Here is a 22,714-nt window from a genome sequence, read left to right as displayed (position 1 = left end):
CCGGGAAGTGATCATTCCCGGTGTCAGGGCGTATCGGCCGTGGATCTGCCGCTATCCTGGCCGAATGGCCGAGACTCTCGATGCGACCGACTGGGTGATCCTCGCCGAGCTCCAGAAGGACGGTCGCCTTCCGCTCACCGTGCTCGCGAAACGGGTCAGCCTCAGCGCCTCGGCGACGACCGAGCGGGTCAAGCGGCTGGAGTCGGCCGGGGTGATCACCGGCTATCGCGCGGAGGTCGACCTCGAGAAGGTGGGGTACGCGGTGCTCGCCATCGTCCGGCTCAAGTACCCGGGCAGTAGGCACGACCCGCTCCACCGGTTGCTCACGGAGCGGTTCGAGATCCTGGAATGCCTGCGTACGACCGGCGACGACTGCTACGTGCTGAAGGTCGCGGCCCCGTCCATGGGGCGACTTGAGGAGATCGTGAACGAGCTGGCGGCCTTCGGCAGCACGAACACCAACGTCGTCTACCGCCAGACGCTGCCCTACCGGGGCCCACACGGCGCATGACCACCGGCCGGGCCGCCGGCGAGCTCTGCGCGATCACCGTCCGCGCAGTTGCGCGGGTGCGGCCGGCCGGGGCAGGTACGGCTCCCCCTGGCCGTTGACGGACCTGCCGTCGGGTAACGGGCGCAGCCACATGGGTGGTCGTACTCAGCGTTGATCCCGCCCAGGGTATGAGTACCGCCCGCCGCCAGGAGGTACGCCGGCTCGACCCGTTCGCCGGCGGCCCACTTGCGGCGCGGCCGTTCGGCGCCCTGCTGCGTCGTGTTCCCAACGTGCTTGCAGGCATTGCCCGCTGGGATGCGGCTGCACCGGCCGGCGAGCCGCCGGTCCGTTTGTGGAGCGGCGGTCGGGGCAGAGGTGAAGCAGCGGCCGGGCAGCACCCGGTTCCCCTTCTGTGCTCGGCTTCGAGGCGCGGAGAGTGAGTGACCCGATGATCGACGTGTCCCCACCGCGCTTCGCGTCGGTGGCGGCGAGCCCGTCGTGCTGTGCCGATCCGTCCCCGCCGTGGCGAGGACGCACGCCCGTGGAGGTGACCGCATGAGTTCCGAGGCGTTCAAGCGCGTCAAGGCCGGCAGCATCGAGATTGCCTACGTCGAGTCCGGCCGGGGTGAGCCGCTGGTTCTGCTGCACGGCGGAGAGAGTCACAAGGGGCAGTTCGACACCTTCCGCCCCCTGCTGGGCTCTGGCATCCGGGCGATCGGCTTCGACCAGCGTGACACCGGCGACACGTCCAACGGACCCGAGCCGTACGACATGGCCCGCCAAGCCGCCGACTGCGTGGACTTCCTCACCGCGCTGGGGCTGGAGCGCGCGCACGTCATGGGAGTGTCGTACGGCGGGACGATCGCCATGGAGCTGGCGATCCGCTACCCGCGGCGGGTCGCGTCTCTCATCCTGTCGGGCACCACCCCGAGCGGGGCCATGGCCGAGAACCTCGGTGCGCGCATCGCCGCGATGGGGCCGGAGGCACGGGCGCAGTTCATACTGGACCTGGTCCTCACCCCCGAGGGGCGGGCGAACGACCCGCAACTCGTCGCCGACACCGAGCGCGCCCTGCGCGGTCGTCCCGCGGACGCCGCCGCCCGCCGCCTGACGGCGTTCCAGAACCACGACTGCACCACCCGCCTGCACGAGATCACGGCTCCCACCCTCGTGCTGCACGGCGCGGACGACCCGATCATCCGCGCCGAGGTCGCCGAACGCCTGGCAGCGGAGATCCCTGACGCCCGTCTGGTGATCCTGCCGCGCACGCGGCACGGCATCACCTTCGAGGCCCGTGAGCCCGCCGCACGCCTGGCACGCGAGTTCGTGCTGCGCCACGCCGTGGGCACCGTCGGGACCGGGAGTGGAGGCTGAAGCAGCCGGAAGGGCCGTCAGTTCTCCTACGAGCGGCAGCGGAACGGCCGGCGCCGCCCCGACCAACGCCGTCAGCCCCGGAGCCAGCGACACCCCCATGTCCTACCGCCCCGGCGAGACCCGGGCCGACCGCGACGCACGCGTCAAGGCCGCCGTCCCCATAGGCCGCGTCAGCGACCCCGCCGAGGTTGCCGCCGCCGTCCTGTGGCTGGCCTCGGACGACGCCGGCTTCATGGTCGGCCACGACCTGGTCGTCGACGGCGCAGCCACCGCCTGAGCCCGGGCGCGGAAGGGGCCCGAGCAGATCGACCAGGACGGCCGCCGGATCGCCACGGCCGTCCGCGCCCTCGCCGACGCCTCCCCGGGGACCCGCCGACGCACTGTCGGGGGCCTGGGACCCCGCCCGAGGTACGCTCCTGAGTTCCCATCGGTGGGGAGGTTTCGAACCCTGTTCGGAGAGTTCGGCCGCCTGATGTTTGAATCAGGCCGGAGTGTGACGCGCCGCTGCCGCTGCGCGCTGCTCGCTACGGCCGGCACGGTGGGGGGAGCCGGGCCGGCGCCGCCCGCGCCCGCGACGTCGCGGCCGGCGGGGCTCGAAGGATCTCCGGGCAGGGCTGCCCGGCGTTGGAGAGTGGGGATGGGAGTCGGCGTGGCGTCCGTGGGAGAGAGACTGAGCAGAGCGCGTGAGCGGGCTTTCATAGGCCGGGAGGAGGAACTCGGCTGTTTCGGGCGGGCCTTGGCCGGAGATCCGCAGGCGCCGTTCGCGTTCTATGTCTTCGGGCCGGGGGGCATCGGGAAGTCGGCGCTGCTGCGATGCCTGGCGGAGCAGGCCCGTGCGGCGGGGCGGCTGCTCCTCGAACTGGACGGTCGTTTCGTCAGCCGGGACCCGGCCGACTTCGAGCGTGCGGCCGGTCCGTTTCTCGATGTCCCCGGCACGGTGCTGTTCGTCGACTCCTTCGAGCACTGCCAGTGGCTGGAGAGTTGGTTGTGGCAGCGCTTCCTGCCCCGCGCCGCGGAGGACGCCTTGGTGGTGCTGGCCGGCCGGCTCGCGCCGCAGCCGCAGTGGACCGCCGATCCGGCCTGGGCCGGGGTGCTGTCCGTACGTGAACTGGGGCCGTTCTCGCAGGAGCAGGCCCGGAGCCTGCTGACCACGGCGCGGGTCCGGCCCGAGTTGCGGGATCGGGTGCTGCGTTTCGCCGGGGGCAATCCGCTGGCGCTGTCCCTCGCGGCGGCGGCGGGTTCGACGGGCTGGAGCAGGGAGGAGGTGTGGGCGCCGTCGGCCGATCTCCTGCGGACGCTGCTGACGGGGCTGATCGGGGAGGTGCCGACGGCGGCCCACCGCCGCGCCCTGGAGGTGGCGGCGCAGGCGCATTCGACCTCCGAGGAACTGCTTGCCGCGGTCCTGCCCGAGGAGGACGCCCACCTGCTGTTCGGCTGGCTGAGGGACCTCCCTTTCATGGAGTCCGCTCCGCAGGGGCTCTACCCGCACGATGCCGCACGCGAGACGCTGACCGCGGATCTGCGCTGGCGGGCTCCGCACGCTTTCGTGACGATGCGCCGGCGGTTGGCGCAGGAGTATCTGCGCATGCTGCGCGAGGCGCCCGAGGAGCGGGTGTGGACGGTCACCGACGAGCTGTTCTACCTCTTCCGGGAGCTGAAGAGCCTGGCCCGGATGCGCACGTGGTCGCGCGAGGACGAGGTGCACGACTGCCCCCTGCGGCCCGACGACATCGATGGTGTGCTGCGGATGGCCGAGGAGACCGAGGGGCCGGCTTCCGCGGAGCTGGTCCGCTACTGGATCGATCGGCAGCCGCAGGCGTTCAGCGTCTACCGTCTGGTGGGTACGGGCCGGACCGTGGCGTTCACGGCCCGACTGGTCCTGCCGGTCCCTGCCGACCCCCGGGATGTGGCCGTCGACCCCGTCGTCGCGGCCGCCTGGGAACACATCGACGCCACCGCGCCGGTGGGCCCCGGCGAACACATCGGCATCAGCCGCTTCTCGGTCTACCCCGAGCACTACCAGGTCCCCTCGCGCGTCATCGACCTCAGCAGCTCCCGTGCGCAGGCGGAGGCCGCCCGTGCCCGCGGTCGCGCCTACGGCTTCGCGGTCTGGCGGGACGCCGATGCCTGGGCCGAACGCGTCAACGGGAGCCTGAGTGACACCGGTGCGCGGCCACGGGTCGGTGACCACACCTACGGGCTGTTCGGCGTCGACTGGCGCCAGGTGCCCGTCGAGACCTGGATCGGCCGTTTCATATCGGCCACCGAGGTCCCTGCCCCGCCCGGGCCGTCGGCCGTTTCGCGCTCCGTGTTCGACCAGGCCGTACGCGAGGCGCTGGCGCACTGGCGTGACCCGGCCGCGTTCGCGGTCTGCGCCCTGACCCGCACCCGCCTGGGGGCCGACCTCGCCGATCCCGTCGAGGAGCTGCGCGACCTGCTGCGCCACACCGTGGACGACCTCGCCCTCGACCCGCGCGGCGTGCGCGCCCGCGAGGCCCTGACGGCGGGCTACTTCTCCGGCGCGCCCACCCAGGAGGCCGCCGCCCGCCGGCTCGGCCTTCCGTACGGCACCTACCGGCGTCACCTGCGCCAGGGCCTGGACCTGATCTGTGAAGCTCTCTGGCAGCAGGAGTTGCACGGCCCCCGATGAGGACGGCGCGCACGACTGCGGCCGGAGCGGGTGGGCAGGTGCGGACAGGAGTGGACAGTCACCGCCCCTGCCGGGCCTGGATAGTGGACACCGCCGGGCACGAGGCTGTGCGCCATGAACCTCCACCGCACACAGCCGGGGCACGCGCCGCCTGCCCCTCGACCCGCAGCCGTCCTCGCGGTGCTCGCCGCCGCCCAGTTCACCGTCATGCTCGCCACCTCGATCGTGAACGTCGCGCTGCCGCAGATCCGGGCCGGGGTCGGCCTGTCGGACAGCGGCACCACCTGGGTGGTCAACGCCTACGGTCTGGCGTTCGGAGCACTGCTGCTGGCGGGCGGCCGGGCGGGCGACCTGCTCGGTCGCCGCCGGGTGCTGATCACCGGCCTGGCGGTGTTCGCGGCTGCCTCGCTGGCAGCGGGACTGGCGGCCTCCCCCGGCGTGCTGATCGCGGCCCGCGCGGTTCAGGGCCTCGGTGCCGCCGCCATCGCCCCGGCCGCGCTCGCCCTGGCCATGGGCCTGTTCCCGTCCGGCGCCGGGCGCGGCAGGGCACTGGGGGTGTGGGGCGCGGTGTCCGGCGCGGGAGGAGCAGGCGGCGTCCTGCTGGGCGGTGTGCTCACCCAGGCGTGGGGCTGGCCATGGATCTTCTACTCCGTCGCGCTCGGCGCGGCACTGGTCCTGGCCGCCGTGGCGGCCCTCCTCCCACGGGCGGTCAACCATGAGGCCGGGCGGTTCGACCTGCTCGGCACCGCCACCGTGACCCTCGCCCTGACCTGCCTGGTCTGGGGACTGACCACCGCACGCGGCGCCGGCTGGACGGACGTCCGGGTGGTCGGCGCCCTGGGTGGCGCCACCGCGCTGTTCGCGGCCTTCGCCGTGATCGAGCTCCGCCAGCCGAACGCGCTGATACCGCCGCGGCTGTTGACCACCGGCCGGGTGGCTGCGGGCAACCTGCTGATGGCCTTGCTGGGCTCCGTCTGGATCGCCCTGTTCTTCTTCCTGCCGCTCTACCAGCAACAGGTCCTCGGCGCCGGCCCACTCGTCACCGGCCTGGGCCAACTGCCCCTCGCCGGGGCGAACATACTCGGGTCCGCGCTCGCGCCCCGGGTCGTCCGCCGGCTCGGTCCGGGCGCGACCGTGACCGTCGCCCTGCTGACCGAGGCCACCGGACTGCTGTGGCTGTCACGGATCAGCCCTACCGGGAGCTACCTCGCCGACGTCCTGGGTCCGAGCCTCCTCATCGGCCTCGGCCTGAGCATCGCCTTCGTCCAGCTCACCGCATTCGCCGTGGAGGGCGTCCCGCCCCGGGACGCGGGCCTGGCCGGCGGTCTGGTGAACACCACCCGCCAGGTCGGCGGCGCGATCGGCCTCGCCGCCCTGGCCACCCTCGCCGGCACCGTCACCGCCCACGCGTCCACTCACGAGCCCCACCTGGAGGCGCTGACCGCCGGTTACCGAACGGCCTTCGCGGTCTCGGCCGCGGTGCTGGCAGGCACCGCAGTCCTCGCCTGGGGCCTGACCCGCTGCCTCGGCAAGCAGCGCACCGGCGCCGTCACCGTCGGGTCGGTCCCGGCCGCCATCCACAAGGGCTGACCGCGACCCGCGCGCCCGCCCCCGACCGGCCCCCGCCGGAACACCACCCGAAACACCCGAAGAAACCACCGGAAACGAGGCACTCATCATGACCGCCAAACCGTACCTGACCGGCCACTTCACCCCCGTGGCCGACGAGATCACCGCCACCGGGCTGACCGTCGAGGGCTCCCTGCCCCCGGAGCTGACCGGCCGGCTGATCCGCAACGGCCACAACCCCAAGCCCGGCATCACCCCCACCCACTGGTTCAAGGGCAGCGGCATGGTGCACGGCATCCGCCTGCGCGACGGCCGCGCCGAGTGGTACCGCAACCGCTGGGTGCACACCCCCGCCCTCGACGGCGCCCCCTACATGACCGAGCACGGCCCCGACCTCACCGCCAGCACCGCCGGCACCCACGTCATCGAGCACGCCGGCCGCCTGCTCGCCCTCTGCGAGGCAAACCTCCCCTTCGAACTCACCCCGGAGCTGGAAACGGTCGGCGCCCACGACTTCCACGGCAAGCTCCGCACCGCGATGACCGCGCACCCCAAGACCGACCCGGTCACCGGCGAGCTGCACTTCTTCGGCTCCTCGCCCTTCCCGCCCCACCTGGTGTACTACGTCGCCGACGCCAAGGGCGAGATCGTCCACAGCGCCGAGATCCCGGGAGCGAGCGCCTCACTCAAGCACGACTTCGCGATCACCCGCCACCACGTGGTCTTCGTCGAGGGCAGCGTCACCTTCGACCCGACCGACCACTCCGGCATCCCCTACGGCTGGAGCGACGCGCAGCCCGCCCGCATCGGCGTCGTGCCGCGCGGAGGCGACGGAGCCCGGCGCGTCCGCTGGTTCTCCATCGAACCGGGCAGCATGCTGCACGTCGCCAACGCCTACGAGGACGGCCGGGGTCGCATCGTCCTGGAAGGCCCCACTGTGGACCACGAGGGGTTCCGGCTCTCCTGGAACTGGTGGATCGGCGCCCCCGGGCGCGGCACCGAGCCCGTCGCCCGCTCGTACACCCGCCGCTGGGTGCTCGACACGGCGGCCGGCACCGTCGACGAGCAGATCGTCGACGACCTTCCGGTGGAGTTCCCCACCCTCAACGAGGAGTACCTGGGCGCCGAGAACCGCTACCACTACGCCATCTCCTTCCCCGACGAGAAGGGCTTCGGCGGCTACGGCGTCGTCAAGTACGACCGCACCACCGGCGCCCGCCGCATCCACCAGGTCGGCGACGCCCGGATGCCCAGCGAGGCCGTCTACGTCCCCGCCGCCGACGCCACCCGCGAGGACGACGGCTACCTGCTCACCGTGATCTCCGACCTCAAGCAGGACGCCTCCCAGCTCCTCGTCCTCGACGCCGCCGGCCTCGACCGGATCGCCACCGTCCACCTGCCCCACCGGGTGAGCGCCGGACTCCACGGCTCCTGGATCCCCGACACCGCTCTCGACGGGAATCAGGACTGAACACCACCACCCACCCCGGGGGACGCTCACGGCTCGTCCCCCGGGGTGCCGGACACCCCTCACACTCCGATCACTCCGAGGAGCGGCCATGAAGCCCCTGCTGTTCCCCGACGAGGCCCAGTTCTGGTACGAGGCCCTGCGGTCGTTCGGCCACATCACCTACGGTGGGACCGACGGCTGGACGACACGCTGCGGCACCGGCCCGCGGTCAGCCAGCAGCCCGACGGGACCGGCCGACTCACGATGACCGGCAGCGTGAGCCTGTCCCGGCAGACGTGGCTGTGGGCCCGGGCGAACGAGTCGCTGCCGCGCGCAGTCCCGGGCGACATCGAGCAGGTACGGCACTTCGGCGCCCACCGCCCCCTCGTCCACCGCCGCTGACCCAGCGGATCGTCGACAGCCCAACAACCGCATCACCGGCGGAGGCGACCGGCAGCGGGGACCGGGGGCGTACGGCGGTCCCTTCGAGGAGCCGCCGGGCGATCGGCAGGACGCCGCCGTCCGGTCCGCCGGTGGCACCCGGCCCCGGCGGTTCAGGCGTCCAGGGGCCGCCAGGCCGGGCCGGCTCCGTCCTGCTGGACGTGTCCGAACACCACGTCGGCGAAGTGGACGCCGAAGCCGATCGTGCCGGGCTCCGCCAGCTCGGCGACGAGGCGGCGGCGGTGGTCGGCGGTCCGGGCGCGGTCGTGGTCGAAGGCCGAGGACCAGTCCGGGTGGTCGATCTGGATCGGCGAGTGCACGGCGTCGCCGAAGGCGATCAGACGCCGTCCGCCCCCGGTGATGACGTACTCGGCGTGCCCGACGGTGTGGCCGGGGGTGATCCGCACCCGTACGCCGGGGAAGATCTCCTGCCCGTCCGTGATCGTACGGACGCGCGGTGCGAGGGCCGCGACCTGCTCGGTCATGCCCTGGTCCTCCAGGAGGTCGCGCCGGTCCCACTCCGGCTCGGAGATCAGGTAGTCGGCGTGGGCGAACACGGGCTCGTCACCGCCGGGGGCGGGATGGCAGGCCCAGCCGAGGTGGTCGGCGTGGAGGTGGGTGAAGGCCACCGCTTCGATGTCCTCGGGGCGGCGACCGAGTTCGGCGAGGCTGTGCGTGAGCGCACCTCCGTGGATCGCGCCGAGGGGGCCGTCCGGAGCCTCGTGCTGCTGCGGGCCGAAGCCCGCGTCGATCAGCAGCGCGCGGTCGCCGTGCTCCACCAGCAGACCGCCGACGCTCCCCACCAGGTGGCCCGTGGCGTCCAGGTACTCCGGGTGCGCGGCCCACACCTCGTCGGTGGTGTCCTGGAGCAGTTGCAGCGGCCGGAGCCGCACGTCGCCGTCCGGCACGTACGACACCTTCGCTTCGCCCAGCCGTATCGAGCGGATTCCCGCCGGCCGGCGCAGTCGCACGCCCTGGTCCACCGTCAGGTCAGCCATGAGTTCTCTCCTGTGAGTCGTCATCAGGTCGCCACCGCGTTCCTGCGGCGACGACGCCAACCATAAGCATCAAGTTCAAATCATTCAAGCTGTAAATATTCTGTCTTCACGGACTTGCTAGAGTGGTGGCATGACGACGCTCCCCGAGCCGCAGGCCATCGCCGAGCGACAGCTGTGCGGTCTGGTGAACGGACTGGCCCAGCGGATCGCCGAGCACGTACGGGAGCGCGCCGCCACCCTGGGCCTCACCGCATCCCAGGCGACCGCGCTGCGGGAGATGAGCGGGCCGATGACCATGCGGGACCTCGCCGAACGCATGAGCTGCGAGCCCTCCAACACCACCTTCGTCGTCGACAAGCTGGAGAAGCAGAGCCTGATCGAGCGCCACCCGCACCCCACCGACCGCCGCGCCAAGCACCTCCTCCTCACTCCCGAGGGCACCGCACTGCGCGAACGCCTCCTGGAGCTCCTCGCCGTGGACTCCCCGCTGTCCGGCCTCACCCCGCAGGAGCAGCGCGTCCTTCACGGCCTGCTGGAGCAGGCCGTCACCTCTTCATGAGCCGGCATCGACGCAGCAACCGGGAGCGCGGGGCGCCGCGGCCTGGACCTGCCGGCCGGAGCCGTGATCGTGGCCGGCCTGCCGCTCGCGCCGCTCCGGGGGCTGCTCGCGCACTGGTGGATCCCGGTTCTTCTGCTGGTTGCGGGCGCGGCTGGCGCCACCGCGGTGGTCCGTGGCGGGCGGGCAGCGACCCTGGAGCGTCAGCTCTTCGGAGGCGTGTACGTGGCGAGGAAGGCCAGAACATCCGGCAGTGCGCCTTCCTTGAGCAGATCCGCGCCCTTCCGGTCGCCCGGGTAGATCTTGAGCTGCTTACCGCGGCTCGACGACGCCTCGTACAGCGCCTGGGCATCCTTTCCGGCCGACAGGTCCTCGCTCTCCGCGGCGAAGAACGCGGGCAGCTTGCCGAGCGGGACCATCCTGGCCGCATCCCAACTGCCGGAGCGCCGGGAGGGGGCTCAACGCGACAACCGACTTCACCGGGCCCTCGACCGGTGAAGCCATCCTGTCCAGCAGTGCCGTAGCCGTACCTGCGGCGCCGACCATGACGATCTTGGAGAAGCCCCTGCCCGCCAGGAAATGGTCGGCCGGACCGAGATCATTGAAGAAGTCCCCGCTGCTGGTGAAGGCGAGAACGGCGTAGCCGGCCTTGGTGAAGCTGCCGAGGTAAGGCACCCAGTCGCACAGGGAGCCCCCGTCCTGGTGCCAGAAGATCAGCGCCACCTCGGCACCACCGCTGTCCGCGTCCTGGAAGTACGCCTTGTTCGCGTGCTCCCTGTCCTGCACGGTCACAGCACCCTTACGGCCCTGCTCCTCGGTGAGGCAGCCGTACGTCGTGGAAGCGGAGGTGGCCGCCGTCGCACCCGGCGCCGAAGGACCGCCGCGCCCGGCCAACAGCAAGGCGATCGAAAGGCTCACCATCGCGGTCGCGCCTATGCGCTTCATGTTTCCCCCGCCGCACACGGCTCGACTCCGGCGAAGCCGCGTCCACGGCGTCCAGCAGTTCCGGCAGCGAGCCCGGGAACAGCCGGATCAGCGGGTACATCACGGCCCAGCGCTCGGCCGGGACCTCGCCCGCGGCCCAGCGCGCCAGCAGGGCGGAGACCGCCACGTGCAGCGCGGCGCGCCCGCGCCATGACGCTCGCGCCACGTCGGCGCACCCCGCCTCCTCGCCCACCCACGAGACCACCACGTGCGCCGGGTGCGCAAGCTGCGCCCATCGGCCGCAGCCAGCTGCCCGCGTTCGGTGATCGCTGCGAGGTGATCGAGTGTCACCGTGCCCGGGGTGCGGTGCGAGGACACCGGCACGGTGCGCAGGGCGTGGCGCGCGGAACACGCGGTGTCCCCCAGCGGACCGGTCGGGCCGGGCGGTCGCCACTCGGGCGACCGGCGCGCAGCCTGCCGCCGGGGCGCAGCGCGGGGAGTGGAGTCCGGCGCAGGCACCGGCGCGGGCCGGGGCGGGGGCAGGGGTTGGCCGGCTCGCGCGGGTCGCCCGGCCCGCAGCACCACGGCCACCTCGGGCGGGCAGTCCGCACGCCCGGCCAGAACGAGCGCAGCCGTGCGCGCGGCAGCCGTCCGCCGAGCCGAGCCGGGCCGCGGCCAGCAGCGCCCAGTCGATCCGGTACGGCTCGTCCAGGACCTTCCGCACCGCCCGGAAGGCGCCCCACGGCGACTGCGGGGGCAGGGCCCTGAGCCGTCGCAGCAGGGCTCCCGTACCGATGCGGCGCTCCAGGGCGGTGTCCAGGAAGGGCTCCGGCATGGCCTCGGCCAGAGCCTCCAGGACCTCCTTGCCGACCGGGTCCGGATCCCTCGGGAGGGCGGACGCCACGGCGCGGGCCTGGGACATCCCGCCGTGGCGCAGGACGGTGCTCCAGGCGGCGGCCCGGACGGTCGGCTCTCCCGCCTCGGTCGGGTCGACGAGCGCCGCGCCCGCGAGGTCCGGATCGGCCGACAGCAGGGCCCGGCTGGGATGGTCCCTGCGGTACCAGCGGCCTGTCGTGAGGGCGACCGGGTTCCGCAGCCGCACCCGGCACTCCAGCTCGTAGGACCGCCAGGCGTTGTCGCCGAGGGCGACGTCGACGGCGGTGTCGTCCAGATCGACCAGCGCGTCCGGGATCTCGGGGTCGCGCACCGCCGTCGCCAGCGCCGCCCGGACCCGGCTGCTGCCCAGTGCGAGCACGCTCTCGCTCACCCGGGCCGGCGGGTCGTGGAGGCCGAGGACGAACAGCGCCGGATCGAGGCCGGCCCAGGCGTCCAGTGCGGCCGGGCGGAGCTCCCTGGGCAGCAGGGCGGCGAAGCAGTTGAGCCGGAACCGGACGGACAACCGCTGGTCCAGGGTGAGCTCCTCGGGTGTGTCCACGTCGTCGTCCCCCGTCGCTCGGCATGGATCAGCCGCAGTGTACGAAACCATCCGCGGACGGGTCACCGGGACTTCGACGCCCGGATCGCGGCAAGCAAGCGGGGAAGCATGCAGGACGGGGCACGGACCAGCTCCGCCGGCACCGTCAGCGAGCCTGCCCGGATCGCCGCCTGGCGGGTCGCCGGAGCAGCCGGACGATCCGACCCGGGGTGCGCACCGCGATGGCGGGGAGTCCGGTCGTACGGCGCGGGCGGCGGACCAGTTCACCTCCGCAGTTCGGGCAGCGGACGGAGAGGGCCTTGGCGCACCTGGGGCAGTACGTGCACTCGTAGCTGCACACGTATGCCTCGGCGGTTACGGGAAGGCCTTCGTTGCAGCGTTCGCACCGCTGCTTCATCGTCAGCACAGTGGTGTCCTCCTTCTCAGTGTGTTCGGTGCGGTGCCAGCACGCGGGCCCCCGCCTGACAGGTCACTACGGCAACGGGTAACAGCACGGCGGCGCCGGTCACCGCAGCGCGGCTGTCAAGGGGCACGCCGGCCGCGCGCAGGCGGCGCCAGACCCACAGTGAGTACGGGGCGGCCACCAACGGCGCTGTCACCACCCCTGGGGTGTAGCCGCGTGTGGCCACGGCCTGGGCGATGTGGCCGCCCGCGTGGAGACCGAACCCGACCACGGTCGCCTGGTAGAACCGGCTGCTCCCGCCCGTACGTGCCCCTCGCACCGCGGCGGCGGCGATCACGGCGCCCATCGCTCCGACGGCGATGCGCGCTTGCGCCGGGCTGACCCGCAGTTGCTCCCACACGTACTCGGGCACGCGGGGGAACCGGCTCCGCAGGCGTGGCCGGGCGCGGTCCAGCCAGCCGCCCATCGTGACGAACTCTTCGCTGTCGTGGATCGCCCAGGCTGCCAGCAGGCCCCAGGTGGCGGATGCGGGGAGGTTCCCGCTCTGATTCGGCGTCATGGGGATATAGTTTACGAGTCGGATCGTAAATGAGAAGAGGAACGGCGTGAACGGCGTGAACGACGTGAACGGCGAAAGCGGCCGTCGAGGTCGCCCGCGACGGCCGGAGACCGACACGCGGATCCTCCAGGCCACCGTCGAGCTGCTGGGCGAGAGCGGTTACGGTGCTCTGTCCATCGAGGCTGTGGCGGCACGCGCCGGCGTGACCCGGCCCACCGTGTACCGGCGCTGGCCCGACAAGGCGCACCTCGTCGTCGACGCCCTGGCCCAGACGGTGCCCGTCGCACCCGCGCCGGACAGCGGCGACCTCCGCGCCGATCTGCACGACCTGGCGCGCGGCCTGGTCGACCGGCTCATCCGCACCGGCCTGGCACGGATCATCCTTGCCGTCCACGCCGACAGCTTCGGGCACCAGGACCTCGCCGTGCCGCTGCGGAACCTGTACCTGCGTCCCCGCCTGGAGACCATCACCGACGTCATCGCCCGTGCCGTCGACCGCGGCGACCTCCCACCCCACACGTCTCCGGCCACCGCGCGTGACCTGCTCGCAGGCCCGATCTTCTACCGGTGGCTCGTCTCCGGCGATCTCACCGACACCGACGTCGAGGAACTCGCGGACACCACCTGGCGGGCCCTGACCGGCCAGGAACAGGGCCCGTGAAACGGGCCCGTGGAGGAGGTCCGTGAAGAGGTCCGTGAGGAGGCTCACCGCCGTCCCCGTGCGGAGCGACCGTGGCCTGATCCCGCGTTCGGTGCCCGATCCCCCGGCCCGTCAGTCGGTCGGCAGTTGCGCACCGCAGTGGCTGCAGTAGGCGGGGGCCGCGCCGTCGGGCACCATGCCGCAGGCCGGGCAGGTCCGGTGGAGCAGGCAGGCGGCCTCACCCCCCTCGTCGACGGGCTCGGCCGTCCGGCTGCGCTGGACGGTCAGGCCGGGACGACGACGGTGAACGGTGAGGTAGACCAGTCCCTGGGGCCCGGCGCGCAGGCCGCGCGGGGCGGCGCGGGGCAGCCAGGCCAGCGTGCCGACGGCGAGCGCCACCTCCTCCGCGCCGCCGAGCAGGGTGCCGCTGCCCCCGGCGACCAGCAGCAGGACGTCCAGGTCGTGCTCGGAATGCTCCTCGACGGCGGCGTCGGCCGGCAGCCGGACCAGGTTGGCGTCGAGCTGCCGCCCCGGCTCGGCCAGCCGCCACAGTGCACCGCGCTGCTCGGGGGAGGCACCAGCGATGCATGCGGAGAGTTCTGCCAGCAGATGCACCGAGTCGGTGGGGGACATCGTTGCTCTCCTCCGGACGTTCGAGCGACGCCGTCTTCGTTTCGTCGGCGGGTCAAGCTTGCCACGGCCCGGGTGGGCGGGCCCGACCCTCCGTCATGGCCCGCAAGGGTCCGCGGCAGGACGCCTTCGCGGTGTCGTACAGGCCGACGGGGCCGCTGCGCCGGAGACCTCCTCGCACCCCGCACCGGCACGCACCCGCGCCGATGCGCAGTAGCAGCCTTGTCAGTGCCGGCTCGTAGTCTCGGCACCGTGACCGAACCACACGATGATGTGCAGCACCAGATCCGCTCCCTGCTGTCAGATCCCGGGCTCCTCCTCGCCACCGAACAGGACCGGGTTCTCGAACTGTTGGATCGGGCGAACGATGCGCGAGCCCGGTCCGTCGCCTCGGTGTACCGGGCTTCGGCGTCCGTGCACCGGGCAGCTACGCCGGTGCAGCGTCGGCAGGTGCTGGCGATGGACGCCGCCCGGTCGGGAGACCTGGAGCTGGCCGCGTGGTTCGAGAGCGCCGACGTGTCCGGGCAGCCCGGCGCGCGGTGGAGTGTGGACTGGGCGAGCGGGGCCACGACCGACCCTCGGTTCCTGCGCTCCTTCATCGGTCACCAGGCCCCCGTGATCGCGGTGGCGACGGCGGTCGTCGACGGCCGACCGGTTGTCATCTCGGGGAGCCGGGACACGGCGGTGCGGGTGTGGGACCTGGCGACGGGAGGACAGCTGCACGAGCTGGTGGCAGGCCGTACCGACCCGCTGTCGTCGATGACGCCCGAGTTGGTCTCCCTGGCCACGGCGGAGGTCGACGGGCGTGCCCTGGCCCTCACCCTGCATGCGGACGAGGCGGTGCGCGTGTGGGATCCCCGGACGGGACGCTCGGCAGGAGAACTCGTCAGGGTGGTGGCGTGCACGGCCCTGCACGGCCGCAGTGCCGTCCTGACCGTGGGGGCCGACCGGGCGTTGCAGGTGTGGGACCTGGCCACCGGGAGCCGACTCGGCGCGTTCGCATCGGTTGCGGACATCGGTGTACTGGAGGGGCGCCAGGTCGCCGTCACCGCCGAGCCGGACCAACCGGTTCAGGTGTGGGATCTGGCCGCCAACCTCCAGGTCGGCGAGTGCCTGCCGGTCGTGGCCTCGTTCCTGCTCGAAGGGCAGCAGCCGCTCGCCCTCGCCGGGCGGGAAGGCAAGGTGCCCTCCCTCTGGGACCTCAGCACCGGCCACCCGGTCGGGCCCGCCGCCCTGGCGGACCCGCGGCCGCCGCATGCCCGGCCGCTCTCGGGTCTGTCAGCTCTGACGGTGGTCGGCGATCGTGTCGTCGCCATGACGCTGGACCACCAGGACGAACCGGAGCTGGTCGCGGATCTTGCCGCCGGCCGCGCCGCCGGCACCTCCATCCGCGGATGGCAGACCGCCGTCCTGGGCACCCGTCGCGTCGCGCTCGCCGTCGGAGTGGATCAGACACTGCGCGTCTGGGATCTGACAGCCCAGCAGCCTGACGACGTACGGACCATCAGGACCATCGGCCCGGGGGAGCAACTGCTCTCCCTGTCCCCCGAGGTGGGCGGGCGGGCATCCCTGTGGGAGCTGATCTCCGGTCGCGCGGGCCGGTTCGACGCCGGGAGCACGGTGGAAGCCGAGGCCGGGGCCCGGACCCTCGACCCGCGGGGGTGGACCGTCGCCCTCACCGCCGAGGAGGACGGCACGATCACCGTACGGGACACGGCGGACGGATCGCCCGGGGGCCGACCACTGACCGGCCACACCGGGCGGGTATGGGACGTCGCCGCCACGCTCATGGACGGACGTCCCGTGGCCGTTACCGCAGGTGCGGACCACTCGGTGCGCAGCTGGGACCTCTCCCCCGCCCCGGCCGGCCGACACCGGGGCGGGCATACCGGCTCCGTCCTGGCGATCGCCGCGGCGGTCTTCAACGGCAGCTCGGTTGCCCTCACCGCGGGCGCCGACCACACCGTGCGCGCGTGGGACCTGGACACCGGTCAGCAGGTCGCCGAGGGGCTGGGAGCCGAGGTGTCCGTCATGACGACGGCGGTGCTGGACGGACGGCTCGTCGTGGTGGCCGCCGGCCCTGACGCCACCGTGCAGGTCCTGGATCCGGCCACCGGCCGAGGCATCCACCGCCCTGTCCTGAGCCGCCACGGCAGGGTGCTGTCCATGGCCGCAGCGACCGTGGACGGCCGGCCCGTCGCCGTCACGGCGGGGAGCGACCGCACCGTGGGTGCCTGGGATCTCGCCACCGGGCAGCCCTTCGGCGAGCCTCTCGTCGGTCCCTCAAGCCGTGTGACGGCCGTCGGCACCGTCGTCGTGGAGGGACGGCCCGTGGTGGTCACAGGAAGCTGGGACAAGACGGTACGCGTCTGGGACCTCGCGACCGGTCGGCAGGTCGGCGCACCGCTGACCGGCCACACCGACTGGGTGACCTCGCTGGCCACCACCACAATCGACGGCGAACCCGTCGCGATCAGCAGGGGCCGGGAAGGGACCGTCCGGCAGTGGAGCCTGACCAGGATGAAGCAGATCGGCGTCCACACCGCCGAGCCGGGCTCGAACGCGGCACTGGCTGTCACGGTGGGCAACGACGGGCGGCCGGTCGCGGCCGTGGGCCATGGGCGGACGGTGGAGTTCCTCGACCTGGCCGTGCAGTCCGAGGCGCGCAGCAGCCACCTGCTTCCGCTCCCCGTCGGTACGCTTGCGGCCGCACCGGACGGACGCTTCGTGGTCGCCTTCGGGCCTGACGTGGCCGTGCTGCGGCCGATGGTGTCCCGCCGAGACTGACGCCCCTTGACGGAGGGGCGGCGGCCGGAGGCCGGGCGCAACAAGCGGGAGCCGGTGGCGGGCGGCCCGATCGCCGTCCTGGCAAGATGACGGCATGGAACGTGTGCTTGGAATCGGTGGATACTTCATGCGGGCCGCCGACCCGGGGTCCCTGGGCGCGTGGTACCGCGATTGCCTGGGCCTGGACGCCGATGAGAACGGCCTGTGGCGTCAGGGAGCCGGGCCGACCGTGTTCGCGACGTTCGAGTCCGAGACCGACTACTTCGGGGCCCGCGCCCAGCAGACCATGCTCAACTTCCGGGTCCGCGACCTGGATGCGATGCTCGCGCAACTGCGCGCCAAGGGAGCGGACGTGGCCGAAGAGACGCAGGACATGGAGGGTGTCGGTCGATTCGGCTGGGTCACCGACCCCGAGGGCAACCGGATCGAGCTGTGGCAGCCGGCCTGACCGCGTCCTCACGCAGGCGGTGAGGTGCCCGGTGGCCCACCGGGTTGTAGAGGTGTGAATCCTGGTCAGGTGTCGAGGTGTGAATCCTGGTCAGGCCCGAGCGGCCAGGTCCCGTGACGCCTTCTTCTGCGGCCTGTCGCGGGGAACGAGCCGCCCGCCAACGGCCGGGCACCGAACGAGTGACCGCCGCCTCCCGGAACGGGCCGATGAGCAGCACCAGCTGTGAAACCACTCGCCCCGACCACCTCCGCGACGAGATCATGGGCGGATGCAGTCCACCGAGTCAGCAGCCCGCAGACTTCAAGATCACGCCGTTCTCTGGAGCATCGGCGAGATCCGGGCAGGCGATGTCGTCGGAGCAGCCTGCGATGCACTCGTGGCCGGACTCGACAGTCCGGCCCTGCGGGCACTGGCCGCACGCACACGCGCTGAGGCGGACCACGACGTGCCCGAGATTCTGCCTGCGGCACTCGACGAGCTGAACCTCACCTTCTACTACTACCCGGTCGACAGCGTGGCCGGCCAGGAAGCCGTCGTACGAGCACTCGCACGCCGGATGCTGGCCGGTGAGCTGACTCCCCGGGAGCTCGCCTGCCGGATCCAGAAGCGCTTCGGATACGAGCTTCCCCTGACTGAACGGCTCGCTGAGCTCGACGACGAGTACGACAGCCTCGACTACGGCGGCGGCCGAGCACCGACGCAGGTCGACGCCGAGGTCACGGCCGAGGCTCACCGGCTCGCCCAGCACCCTCGCACGGCACCTGAACCCCCGGATGCACCTGCCTGAAGCACCTCCGTCCTCAGTGGACGTGACCGTCCGGGGCGATCGTGCCGATACGGCGGCCGGTGATGCCCTCAGGGCGGATGCGTATCCACAGGGGCCGGCTGCCGCCGGCCCACGGCTCGGCCCCGGGCCGGTCTTCCAGCCGTCGGATGGTTTCGGGGTCGGTGAGGTGTTCGGCGGTACCGGTGACGAGGACGCTCCAGCCCTCGCGCGTCCGGTCGTCGATCCGGTCCACCTGGAAGGAGAGCGGCGAGCCGTGCGGTACGGCGGCGACACCGTGCGGGGCGGTGCGGTAGACGAAGGTCCGGGCGTCGACCGTGTAGTTGACCGGGACCACGACGGGGCTGGGTTCGGCCGGTACCGCGATCCGTCCCACCCCACGGGCGCCGACCTTCTCCCAGCATTCGGTCTCGGTGAGGTGGACGAGAGCGGGGTGTGCCGGGGCCTCGGACTGCCCGGGCGGCGCGTCGGCCGGGCCGTCGAGCAGTTCGCGGTACGTCATCCGGAGGACGGCGGCGATCCTGATCAGGCCGCCGGCGTCGAACGGCGGCCCGGCCTCGGTGAGATGTCTCAGATACAGCGGGGACATGCCGGCCTGGTTCGCCAGGGCTGCTTCGCTGAGGCCGAGCTGATCGCGCCGGTCGGCGATCCGCCGGCGGACCGCCCGCATGTCGATCTGCTCGGCAGGGATGCCGGAGTGAGGGTTCGCCACCATGGCGGGCTTCCTCTCTGCGCTCGTGACGAATCGGGCTCGACAGTGACGATCAGGCTCGGAAGAGTGCGACCTTGAGGGCTCCGGTATCGCCGGCGGCGGCGAAGACGTCGTACGCGTCCGGCATCTCGTCGAGGCCGAACCGGTGGGTGACGAGTCCGGCGACGTCCAGCCGTCCGGCGGCCAGCATGCCGAGGAGCAGCGGGGTGCTGTGGGTGTCGACGAGGCCGGTGGTGATGGTGACGTTCTTGATCCAGAGGTCCTCGAGGTGGAGGGTGGCGGGTTTGCCGTGGACACCGACGTTCGCGACGCGGCCGCCGGGGCGGACCACGCGGGTGCAGAGTTCGAAGGTCTCGGGGATGCCGACGGCCTCGATGGCGACGTCGGCGCCGAGACCGTCGGGGCTCATTGCCCGGATGGCGTCGGCGGTGCTGCCGGAGGCGTCGAGGGCCTCGTCCGCACCGGCGCGCTCGGCTGCGTCGAGGCGGGCGGCAGCGAGGTCGACGGCGATGATGCGGCCCGGACTGAAGAGGCGGGCGGTGGTGATGGCGGCGAGCCCGATCGGGCCTGCACCGACGATCACGACGGTGTCGCCCGGGCCGACCCGGCCGTTGCGGACGCCGACCTCGTAGGAGGTGGGGAGGATGTCGGCGAGCAGCAGGGCGCTCTCGTCGGTGACGGTGTCGGGCAGCCGGTGCAGGGAGTTGTCGGCGAAGGGGGTGCGGACGTACTCGGCCTGGGTGCCGTCGGTGAGGTGGCCGAGGATCCAGCCGCCGCCCCCGGTGCACTGGCCGTAGGTGCCGGTGCGGCAGTACGCGCAGCGGCCGCAGGCGGAGATGCAGGAGACGAGCACGCGGTCGCCCGCCGCGAGGGTCCGCACGCCGGGGCCGACGGCGGTGACGGTGCCGACGGCCTCGTGCCCGAGGATGCGTCCGTCGGTCACCTCGGGGACGTCCCCCTTGAGGATGTGCAGGTCGGTGCCGCAGATGGTGACGGCGTCCACCCGGACGACCGCGTCCTCGGGGTCGCGGATGTCGGGCTCCGCCACCTCGCCCCAGGTCCGGCGTCCGGGGCCGTGATAGGTGAGGGCTTTCATGGCGTTCACTCCCGTCCGACCCCGGTGCGGGTTGGGCTCCGCTGCTCCGGTCTCTTCCAGGGTGCGCCGCGGGCCACGACGCCGCATGGGCCGGCCGGGCCTGTGGCCGGGCCGATGGGCCCAGGCCGACGGGCCCGACCTCGCTCGCGGCTGCGGTCCTGTCCTCGTCGCGGCATCTAGGCTTGGCGATGGTGACCAGTACCTGGCGATCCTCGGAGGAGCCGGTGGGAAGCACGTCGGGAGAAGGTTCGATGCCTCTGCCGCAGCTTCGTCTGGATGATCTGCTGGACGAGTTGCAGGCGCGGCTGGACGCCGCCAGGGGCGCCCGGGACCGCGTGCACAGCCTGCTGGAGGCCGTGCTGTCGGTCGGACGGGATCTGGAGCTGTCCCAGGTGCTGCGGCACATCGTGGAGGCGGCGGTGACGCTGGTGGACGCCGAGTACGGGGCTCTCGGGGTGATCGGGGAGGACCGGCGGCTGTCGCAGTTCGTCCCGGTCGGGGTGAGCGCCGAGCAGGTACGCCGGATCGGTCCGTTCCCGTCCGGGCACGGGCTGCTGGGCGAGGTGATCCGCCACCCCGAGCCGCTGCGGCTGGCGGAGATCACGGAGCACCCGTCGTCCTACGGCTTCCCGGCCGGTCATCCGCCGATGCACAGCTTCCTGGGTGTGCCGATCCGGGTACGGGACAGGGTGTTCGGCAATCTCTACCTGACCGAGAAGCGCGGCGGCCGCGAGTTCGACGCCGAGGACGAGGCCGTCCTGACCACCCTGGCCGTCGCCGCGGGCGTCGCCATCGAGAACGCGCGGCTGTACTCCCGGGCCCGGTTGGGCGAGCGCTGGCTGACCGCGAGCGCCGAGATCACCCACCGGCTGCTCGCCGGCAGCCAGGAGCAGGAGGTGCTCGACCTCCTGGTGGCGCGTGCGGGCGAGATCGCCGACGCGGACCTCACCGTGGTCGCGTTGCCGGTCCCCGGCGCCGAGGAGCTGGAGGTGAGCATCGCGGTCGGCCTCGATGCGCAGAAGCACGGCGGCCTCGTCCTGCCGGTCGACGGTTCCTTCGTCGGCGCGGCCGTCCGCGGCGGCGGGCTGGTGGTGAGCACCGATGTGCAGCAGGACCCACGGATCACCGCCGGGCCGCCGCGCTGGGCCGGTCTCGGGCCGGCCGTGGCGGTACCGATCGGGACCGCCGAGGGCGGTGTCCGGGGCGTGCTGATGCTCGCCCGGGCATCCGGCCGGCCGCTGTTCGAGGAGGACGAGTCCGTTCCGTTGGCGGGCTTCGCGGCCCAGGCGGCGGTCGCCATGGAGCTGGCGGAGCGGCGCCGCGACTCGGAGCAGGTCCGGCTCCTCCAGGACCGCGACCGGATCGCCCGTGACCTGCACGATCTGGCGATCCAGCGGCTCTTCGCCACCGGCATGACCCTGCAGGGCGCCACCCGCTTCATCGACCACCCCGAGGCCGCCGACCGGGTGCTGCGGGCGATCGACGACCTCGACGAGACGGCGAAGACCATCCGCGCCACGATCTTCGGCCTGCGGGTCCACGAGCGGGGCCCGCAGGCGAAGGGCCTGCGGGCCCGGGCCGTGGAGGCGGTCGAGCGGGCCGCCGCGACCCTCGGCTTCTCCCCCGCCCTGCGGATGACGGGACTGCTGGACGTGGCGGTGCCGCCGGACGTCGCGGACGAGGCGCTGGCCGTCCTCCAGGAGGCCTTGGCGAACGCAGCCCGGCACGCTCACGCCCACCGCGTCGACGTGACCCTGGACGCCGGACCGGAGCTGGTCGTCACCGTGACGGACGACGGCGTGGGACTGCCGGCGGGGGGCCGGCGCAGCGGGCTCGCCAACCTCACCGATCGGGCCACCGCTCTGGGGGGTTCCTTCGACCCGCAGCGGCTGCCGCACGGCGGCACCCGGCTGGTGTGGCGGGTGCCGCTCAAGGACCGCTGACGTCCAGGACGTCGCGGACGGCACGGCGCCCGTGCCTGCACGCCCGCCCCCGCGCCGACGACCGTGGGAGGTGAGGGGCCGAACGGCTGTTCCGCCGGGCCGGACGGACTCAGTGCGCCCCCCTGGGCGGATGCTCGGTGTCGGCGTGAGCCGCGAGCACCGCTGCCTGGAGCCGGCGTTCCACGCCGAGCTTGGCGAGCAGGCGCGAGACGTGATTCTTGACGGTCTTCTCGGCCAGGTAGAGCTCCCGGCCGATCTGGCGGTTGGTCTTCCCCTCACCGACGAGGGCCAGAATCTCGCGTTCGCGCGGTGTCAGGTGCGCGAGGGCGTCCGTGTCGCTCTCCTCGTGGTGGCGAAGGCTCTCCATCAGCTTCCTGGTGGTGGCGGGGTCCAGCATCGACTGCCCGGACGCCACCGTGCGTACGGCGCTGACCAGGTCCGCTCCCTTGACCTGCTTCAGGACGTACCCGGCCGCGCCGGCCATGATCGCGTCCAGCAGGGCGTCGTCGTCGTCGAAGGACGTCAGCATCAGGCAGGCCAGCCCGGGCATCCGGTCACGCAGCTCGCGGCAGACGCCCACACCGTCTCCGTCCGGCAGTCGCACGTCGAGCACGGCCACCGTCGGCCTGAGCGCCGGTACCCGCGCCAGCGCCTGGGCGCAGGTACCCGCCTCTCCGACGACCTCGATGTCGGGCTCCGCCTCCAGCAGGTCCCGCACGCCGCGCCGCACGACCTCGTGGTCGTCGAGGAGGAAGACCCGCACGGGCTCCTCGGGTGCACCGGGGCGAGTCGGTTCCATCGGTGGCTCCCTGATGCGGAGATGCG

General features: G+C 72.7%; 23 protein-coding genes. 14 read left to right on the top strand and 9 right to left on the bottom strand.

Going from position 1 to position 22,714, the window contains the following annotated elements; all coding sequences use genetic code 11:
- The first annotated feature begins 64 nt into the window (after window positions 1-64).
- The 8 genes from ACIBH3_RS07350 (at window position 65) to ACIBH3_RS07315 (ending at window position 7,935) form a co-directional block, all read left to right on the top strand.
- Window positions 65-511, top strand: coding sequence for an Lrp/AsnC family transcriptional regulator (locus ACIBH3_RS07350; protein ID WP_396310925.1), 447 nt, complete (start codon window positions 65-67; stop codon window positions 509-511).
- A 534-nt stretch (window positions 512-1,045) separates the two neighbouring features.
- Entirely contained in the window at window positions 1,046-1,864 is an 819-nt protein-coding gene (locus tag ACIBH3_RS07345) for an alpha/beta fold hydrolase (RefSeq protein ID WP_396310924.1), read from the top strand.
- On the top strand, window positions 1,785-2,141 hold the full coding sequence (locus tag ACIBH3_RS07340) for an SDR family oxidoreductase (RefSeq protein WP_396310923.1): 357 nt from the start codon (window positions 1,785-1,787) through the stop codon (window positions 2,139-2,141). The genes ACIBH3_RS07345 and ACIBH3_RS07340 overlap by 80 nt, the downstream gene beginning before the upstream one ends.
- A 459-nt stretch (window positions 2,142-2,600) precedes the next feature.
- Window positions 2,601-4,514 (top strand): ATP-binding protein, encoded by a 1,914-nt coding sequence (locus ACIBH3_RS07335; protein WP_396310922.1) that lies wholly within the window; start codon window positions 2,601-2,603, stop codon window positions 4,512-4,514.
- A gap of 114 nt (window positions 4,515-4,628) precedes the next feature.
- On the top strand, window positions 4,629-6,104 hold the full coding sequence (locus tag ACIBH3_RS07330) for an MFS transporter (protein ID WP_396310921.1): 1,476 nt from the start codon (window positions 4,629-4,631) through the stop codon (window positions 6,102-6,104).
- Between the two features lie 88 nt (window positions 6,105-6,192).
- Entirely contained in the window at window positions 6,193-7,554 is a 1,362-nt protein-coding gene (locus ACIBH3_RS07325; protein ID WP_396310920.1) for a carotenoid oxygenase family protein, read from the top strand.
- Between the two features lie 88 nt (window positions 7,555-7,642).
- Window positions 7,643-7,801 carry a hypothetical protein gene (locus ACIBH3_RS07320; protein WP_396310980.1) on the top strand — a complete coding sequence of 53 codons (159 nt, stop codon included), beginning with the start codon at window positions 7,643-7,645 and terminating at the stop codon, window positions 7,799-7,801.
- Window positions 7,732-7,935, top strand: a complete 204-nt coding sequence (locus ACIBH3_RS07315; RefSeq protein WP_396310979.1) for a DUF6882 domain-containing protein — start codon at window positions 7,732-7,734, stop codon at window positions 7,933-7,935. The genes ACIBH3_RS07320 and ACIBH3_RS07315 overlap by 70 nt, the downstream gene beginning before the upstream one ends.
- A gap of 152 nt (window positions 7,936-8,087) precedes the next feature.
- Here the strand turns inward: ACIBH3_RS07315 and ACIBH3_RS07310 are convergent, their stop codons facing one another.
- Window positions 8,088-8,972, bottom strand: coding sequence for an MBL fold metallo-hydrolase (locus ACIBH3_RS07310; protein ID WP_396310919.1), 885 nt, complete (start codon window positions 8,970-8,972; stop codon window positions 8,088-8,090).
- 130 nt (window positions 8,973-9,102) lie between these two features.
- Between ACIBH3_RS07310 and ACIBH3_RS07305 the strand changes: the two genes are divergently transcribed.
- Window positions 9,103-9,531, top strand: a complete 429-nt coding sequence (locus tag ACIBH3_RS07305; protein ID WP_396310918.1) for a MarR family winged helix-turn-helix transcriptional regulator — start codon at window positions 9,103-9,105, stop codon at window positions 9,529-9,531.
- 200 nt (window positions 9,532-9,731) lie between these two features.
- On the opposite strand, the gene ACIBH3_RS07300 is transcribed toward ACIBH3_RS07305, so the two are convergent.
- The 4 genes from ACIBH3_RS07300 to ACIBH3_RS07285 form a co-directional block, all read right to left on the bottom strand.
- A complete protein-coding gene (locus ACIBH3_RS07300) occupies window positions 9,732-9,947 on the bottom strand; it encodes a hypothetical protein (RefSeq protein WP_396310917.1) in 216 nt (71 codons plus the stop codon).
- 380 nt (window positions 9,948-10,327) lie between these two features.
- A complete protein-coding gene (locus ACIBH3_RS07295; protein WP_396310916.1) occupies window positions 10,328-11,887 on the bottom strand; it encodes a hypothetical protein in 1,560 nt (519 codons plus the stop codon).
- 145 nt (window positions 11,888-12,032) lie between these two features.
- Window positions 12,033-12,284 (bottom strand): DUF1272 domain-containing protein, encoded by a 252-nt coding sequence (locus ACIBH3_RS07290; RefSeq protein WP_396310978.1) that lies wholly within the window; start codon window positions 12,282-12,284, stop codon window positions 12,033-12,035.
- A 25-nt stretch (window positions 12,285-12,309) separates the two neighbouring features.
- Window positions 12,310-12,849: an HXXEE domain-containing protein gene (locus tag ACIBH3_RS07285; protein ID WP_396310915.1), complete on the bottom strand. Its 540-nt coding sequence runs from the start codon at window positions 12,847-12,849 to the stop codon at window positions 12,310-12,312.
- Between the two features lie 46 nt (window positions 12,850-12,895).
- On the opposite strand from ACIBH3_RS07285, the gene ACIBH3_RS07280 reads away from it, so the two are divergent.
- Window positions 12,896-13,510, top strand: a complete 615-nt coding sequence (locus ACIBH3_RS07280; protein ID WP_396310914.1) for a TetR/AcrR family transcriptional regulator — start codon at window positions 12,896-12,898, stop codon at window positions 13,508-13,510.
- Window positions 13,511-13,621: 111 nt separating this feature from the next.
- On the opposite strand, the gene ACIBH3_RS07275 is transcribed toward ACIBH3_RS07280, so the two are convergent.
- Entirely contained in the window at window positions 13,622-14,122 is a 501-nt protein-coding gene (locus ACIBH3_RS07275) for a cupin domain-containing protein (protein ID WP_396310913.1), read from the bottom strand.
- 249 nt (window positions 14,123-14,371) lie between these two features.
- Here ACIBH3_RS07275 and ACIBH3_RS07270 point away from each other — a divergent pair, with 249 nt between their 5' ends.
- The 3 genes from ACIBH3_RS07270 (at window position 14,372) to ACIBH3_RS07260 (ending at window position 18,141) form a co-directional block, all read left to right on the top strand.
- Window positions 14,372-16,906 carry a WD40 repeat domain-containing protein gene (locus ACIBH3_RS07270; RefSeq protein ID WP_396310912.1) on the top strand — a complete coding sequence of 845 codons (2,535 nt, stop codon included), beginning with the start codon at window positions 14,372-14,374 and terminating at the stop codon, window positions 16,904-16,906.
- A gap of 94 nt (window positions 16,907-17,000) precedes the next feature.
- Complete coding sequence (locus ACIBH3_RS07265; RefSeq protein ID WP_396310911.1) at window positions 17,001-17,354, top strand: VOC family protein; 354 nt, start codon at window positions 17,001-17,003, stop codon at window positions 17,352-17,354.
- A gap of 268 nt (window positions 17,355-17,622) precedes the next feature.
- On the top strand, window positions 17,623-18,141 hold the full coding sequence (locus ACIBH3_RS07260) for a hypothetical protein (RefSeq protein WP_396310910.1): 519 nt from the start codon (window positions 17,623-17,625) through the stop codon (window positions 18,139-18,141).
- 13 nt (window positions 18,142-18,154) lie between these two features.
- Here ACIBH3_RS07260 and ACIBH3_RS07255 read toward each other — a convergent pair whose 3' ends face one another.
- Together ACIBH3_RS07255 and ACIBH3_RS07250 are read right to left on the bottom strand one after the other, a co-directional pair.
- On the bottom strand, window positions 18,155-18,853 hold the full coding sequence (locus tag ACIBH3_RS07255; protein WP_396310909.1) for a helix-turn-helix domain-containing protein: 699 nt from the start codon (window positions 18,851-18,853) through the stop codon (window positions 18,155-18,157).
- A gap of 49 nt (window positions 18,854-18,902) precedes the next feature.
- The gene (locus tag ACIBH3_RS07250) at window positions 18,903-19,946 is read right to left on the bottom strand and encodes an alcohol dehydrogenase catalytic domain-containing protein (RefSeq protein WP_396310908.1); all 1,044 of its coding nucleotides are present in this window, start codon (window positions 19,944-19,946) and stop codon (window positions 18,903-18,905) included.
- A gap of 251 nt (window positions 19,947-20,197) precedes the next feature.
- Here ACIBH3_RS07250 and ACIBH3_RS07245 point away from each other — a divergent pair, with 251 nt between their 5' ends.
- The gene (locus ACIBH3_RS07245; protein ID WP_396310907.1) at window positions 20,198-21,889 is read left to right on the top strand and encodes a GAF domain-containing protein; all 1,692 of its coding nucleotides are present in this window, start codon (window positions 20,198-20,200) and stop codon (window positions 21,887-21,889) included.
- 109 nt (window positions 21,890-21,998) lie between these two features.
- On the opposite strand, the gene ACIBH3_RS07240 is transcribed toward ACIBH3_RS07245, so the two are convergent.
- Window positions 21,999-22,688, bottom strand: a complete 690-nt coding sequence (locus ACIBH3_RS07240) for a response regulator (RefSeq protein ID WP_396310906.1) — start codon at window positions 22,686-22,688, stop codon at window positions 21,999-22,001.
- Window positions 22,689-22,714 lie beyond the last annotated feature (26 nt).

The organism is Kitasatospora sp. NPDC050543, assembly GCF_044457565.1.
In the GTDB taxonomy this organism is placed as follows: Bacteria; Actinomycetota; Actinomycetes; order Streptomycetales; family Streptomycetaceae; genus Kitasatospora.
Note: the sequence above shows the minus strand (reverse complement) of the source record. Positions and strands in the feature narration are given on the sequence as shown.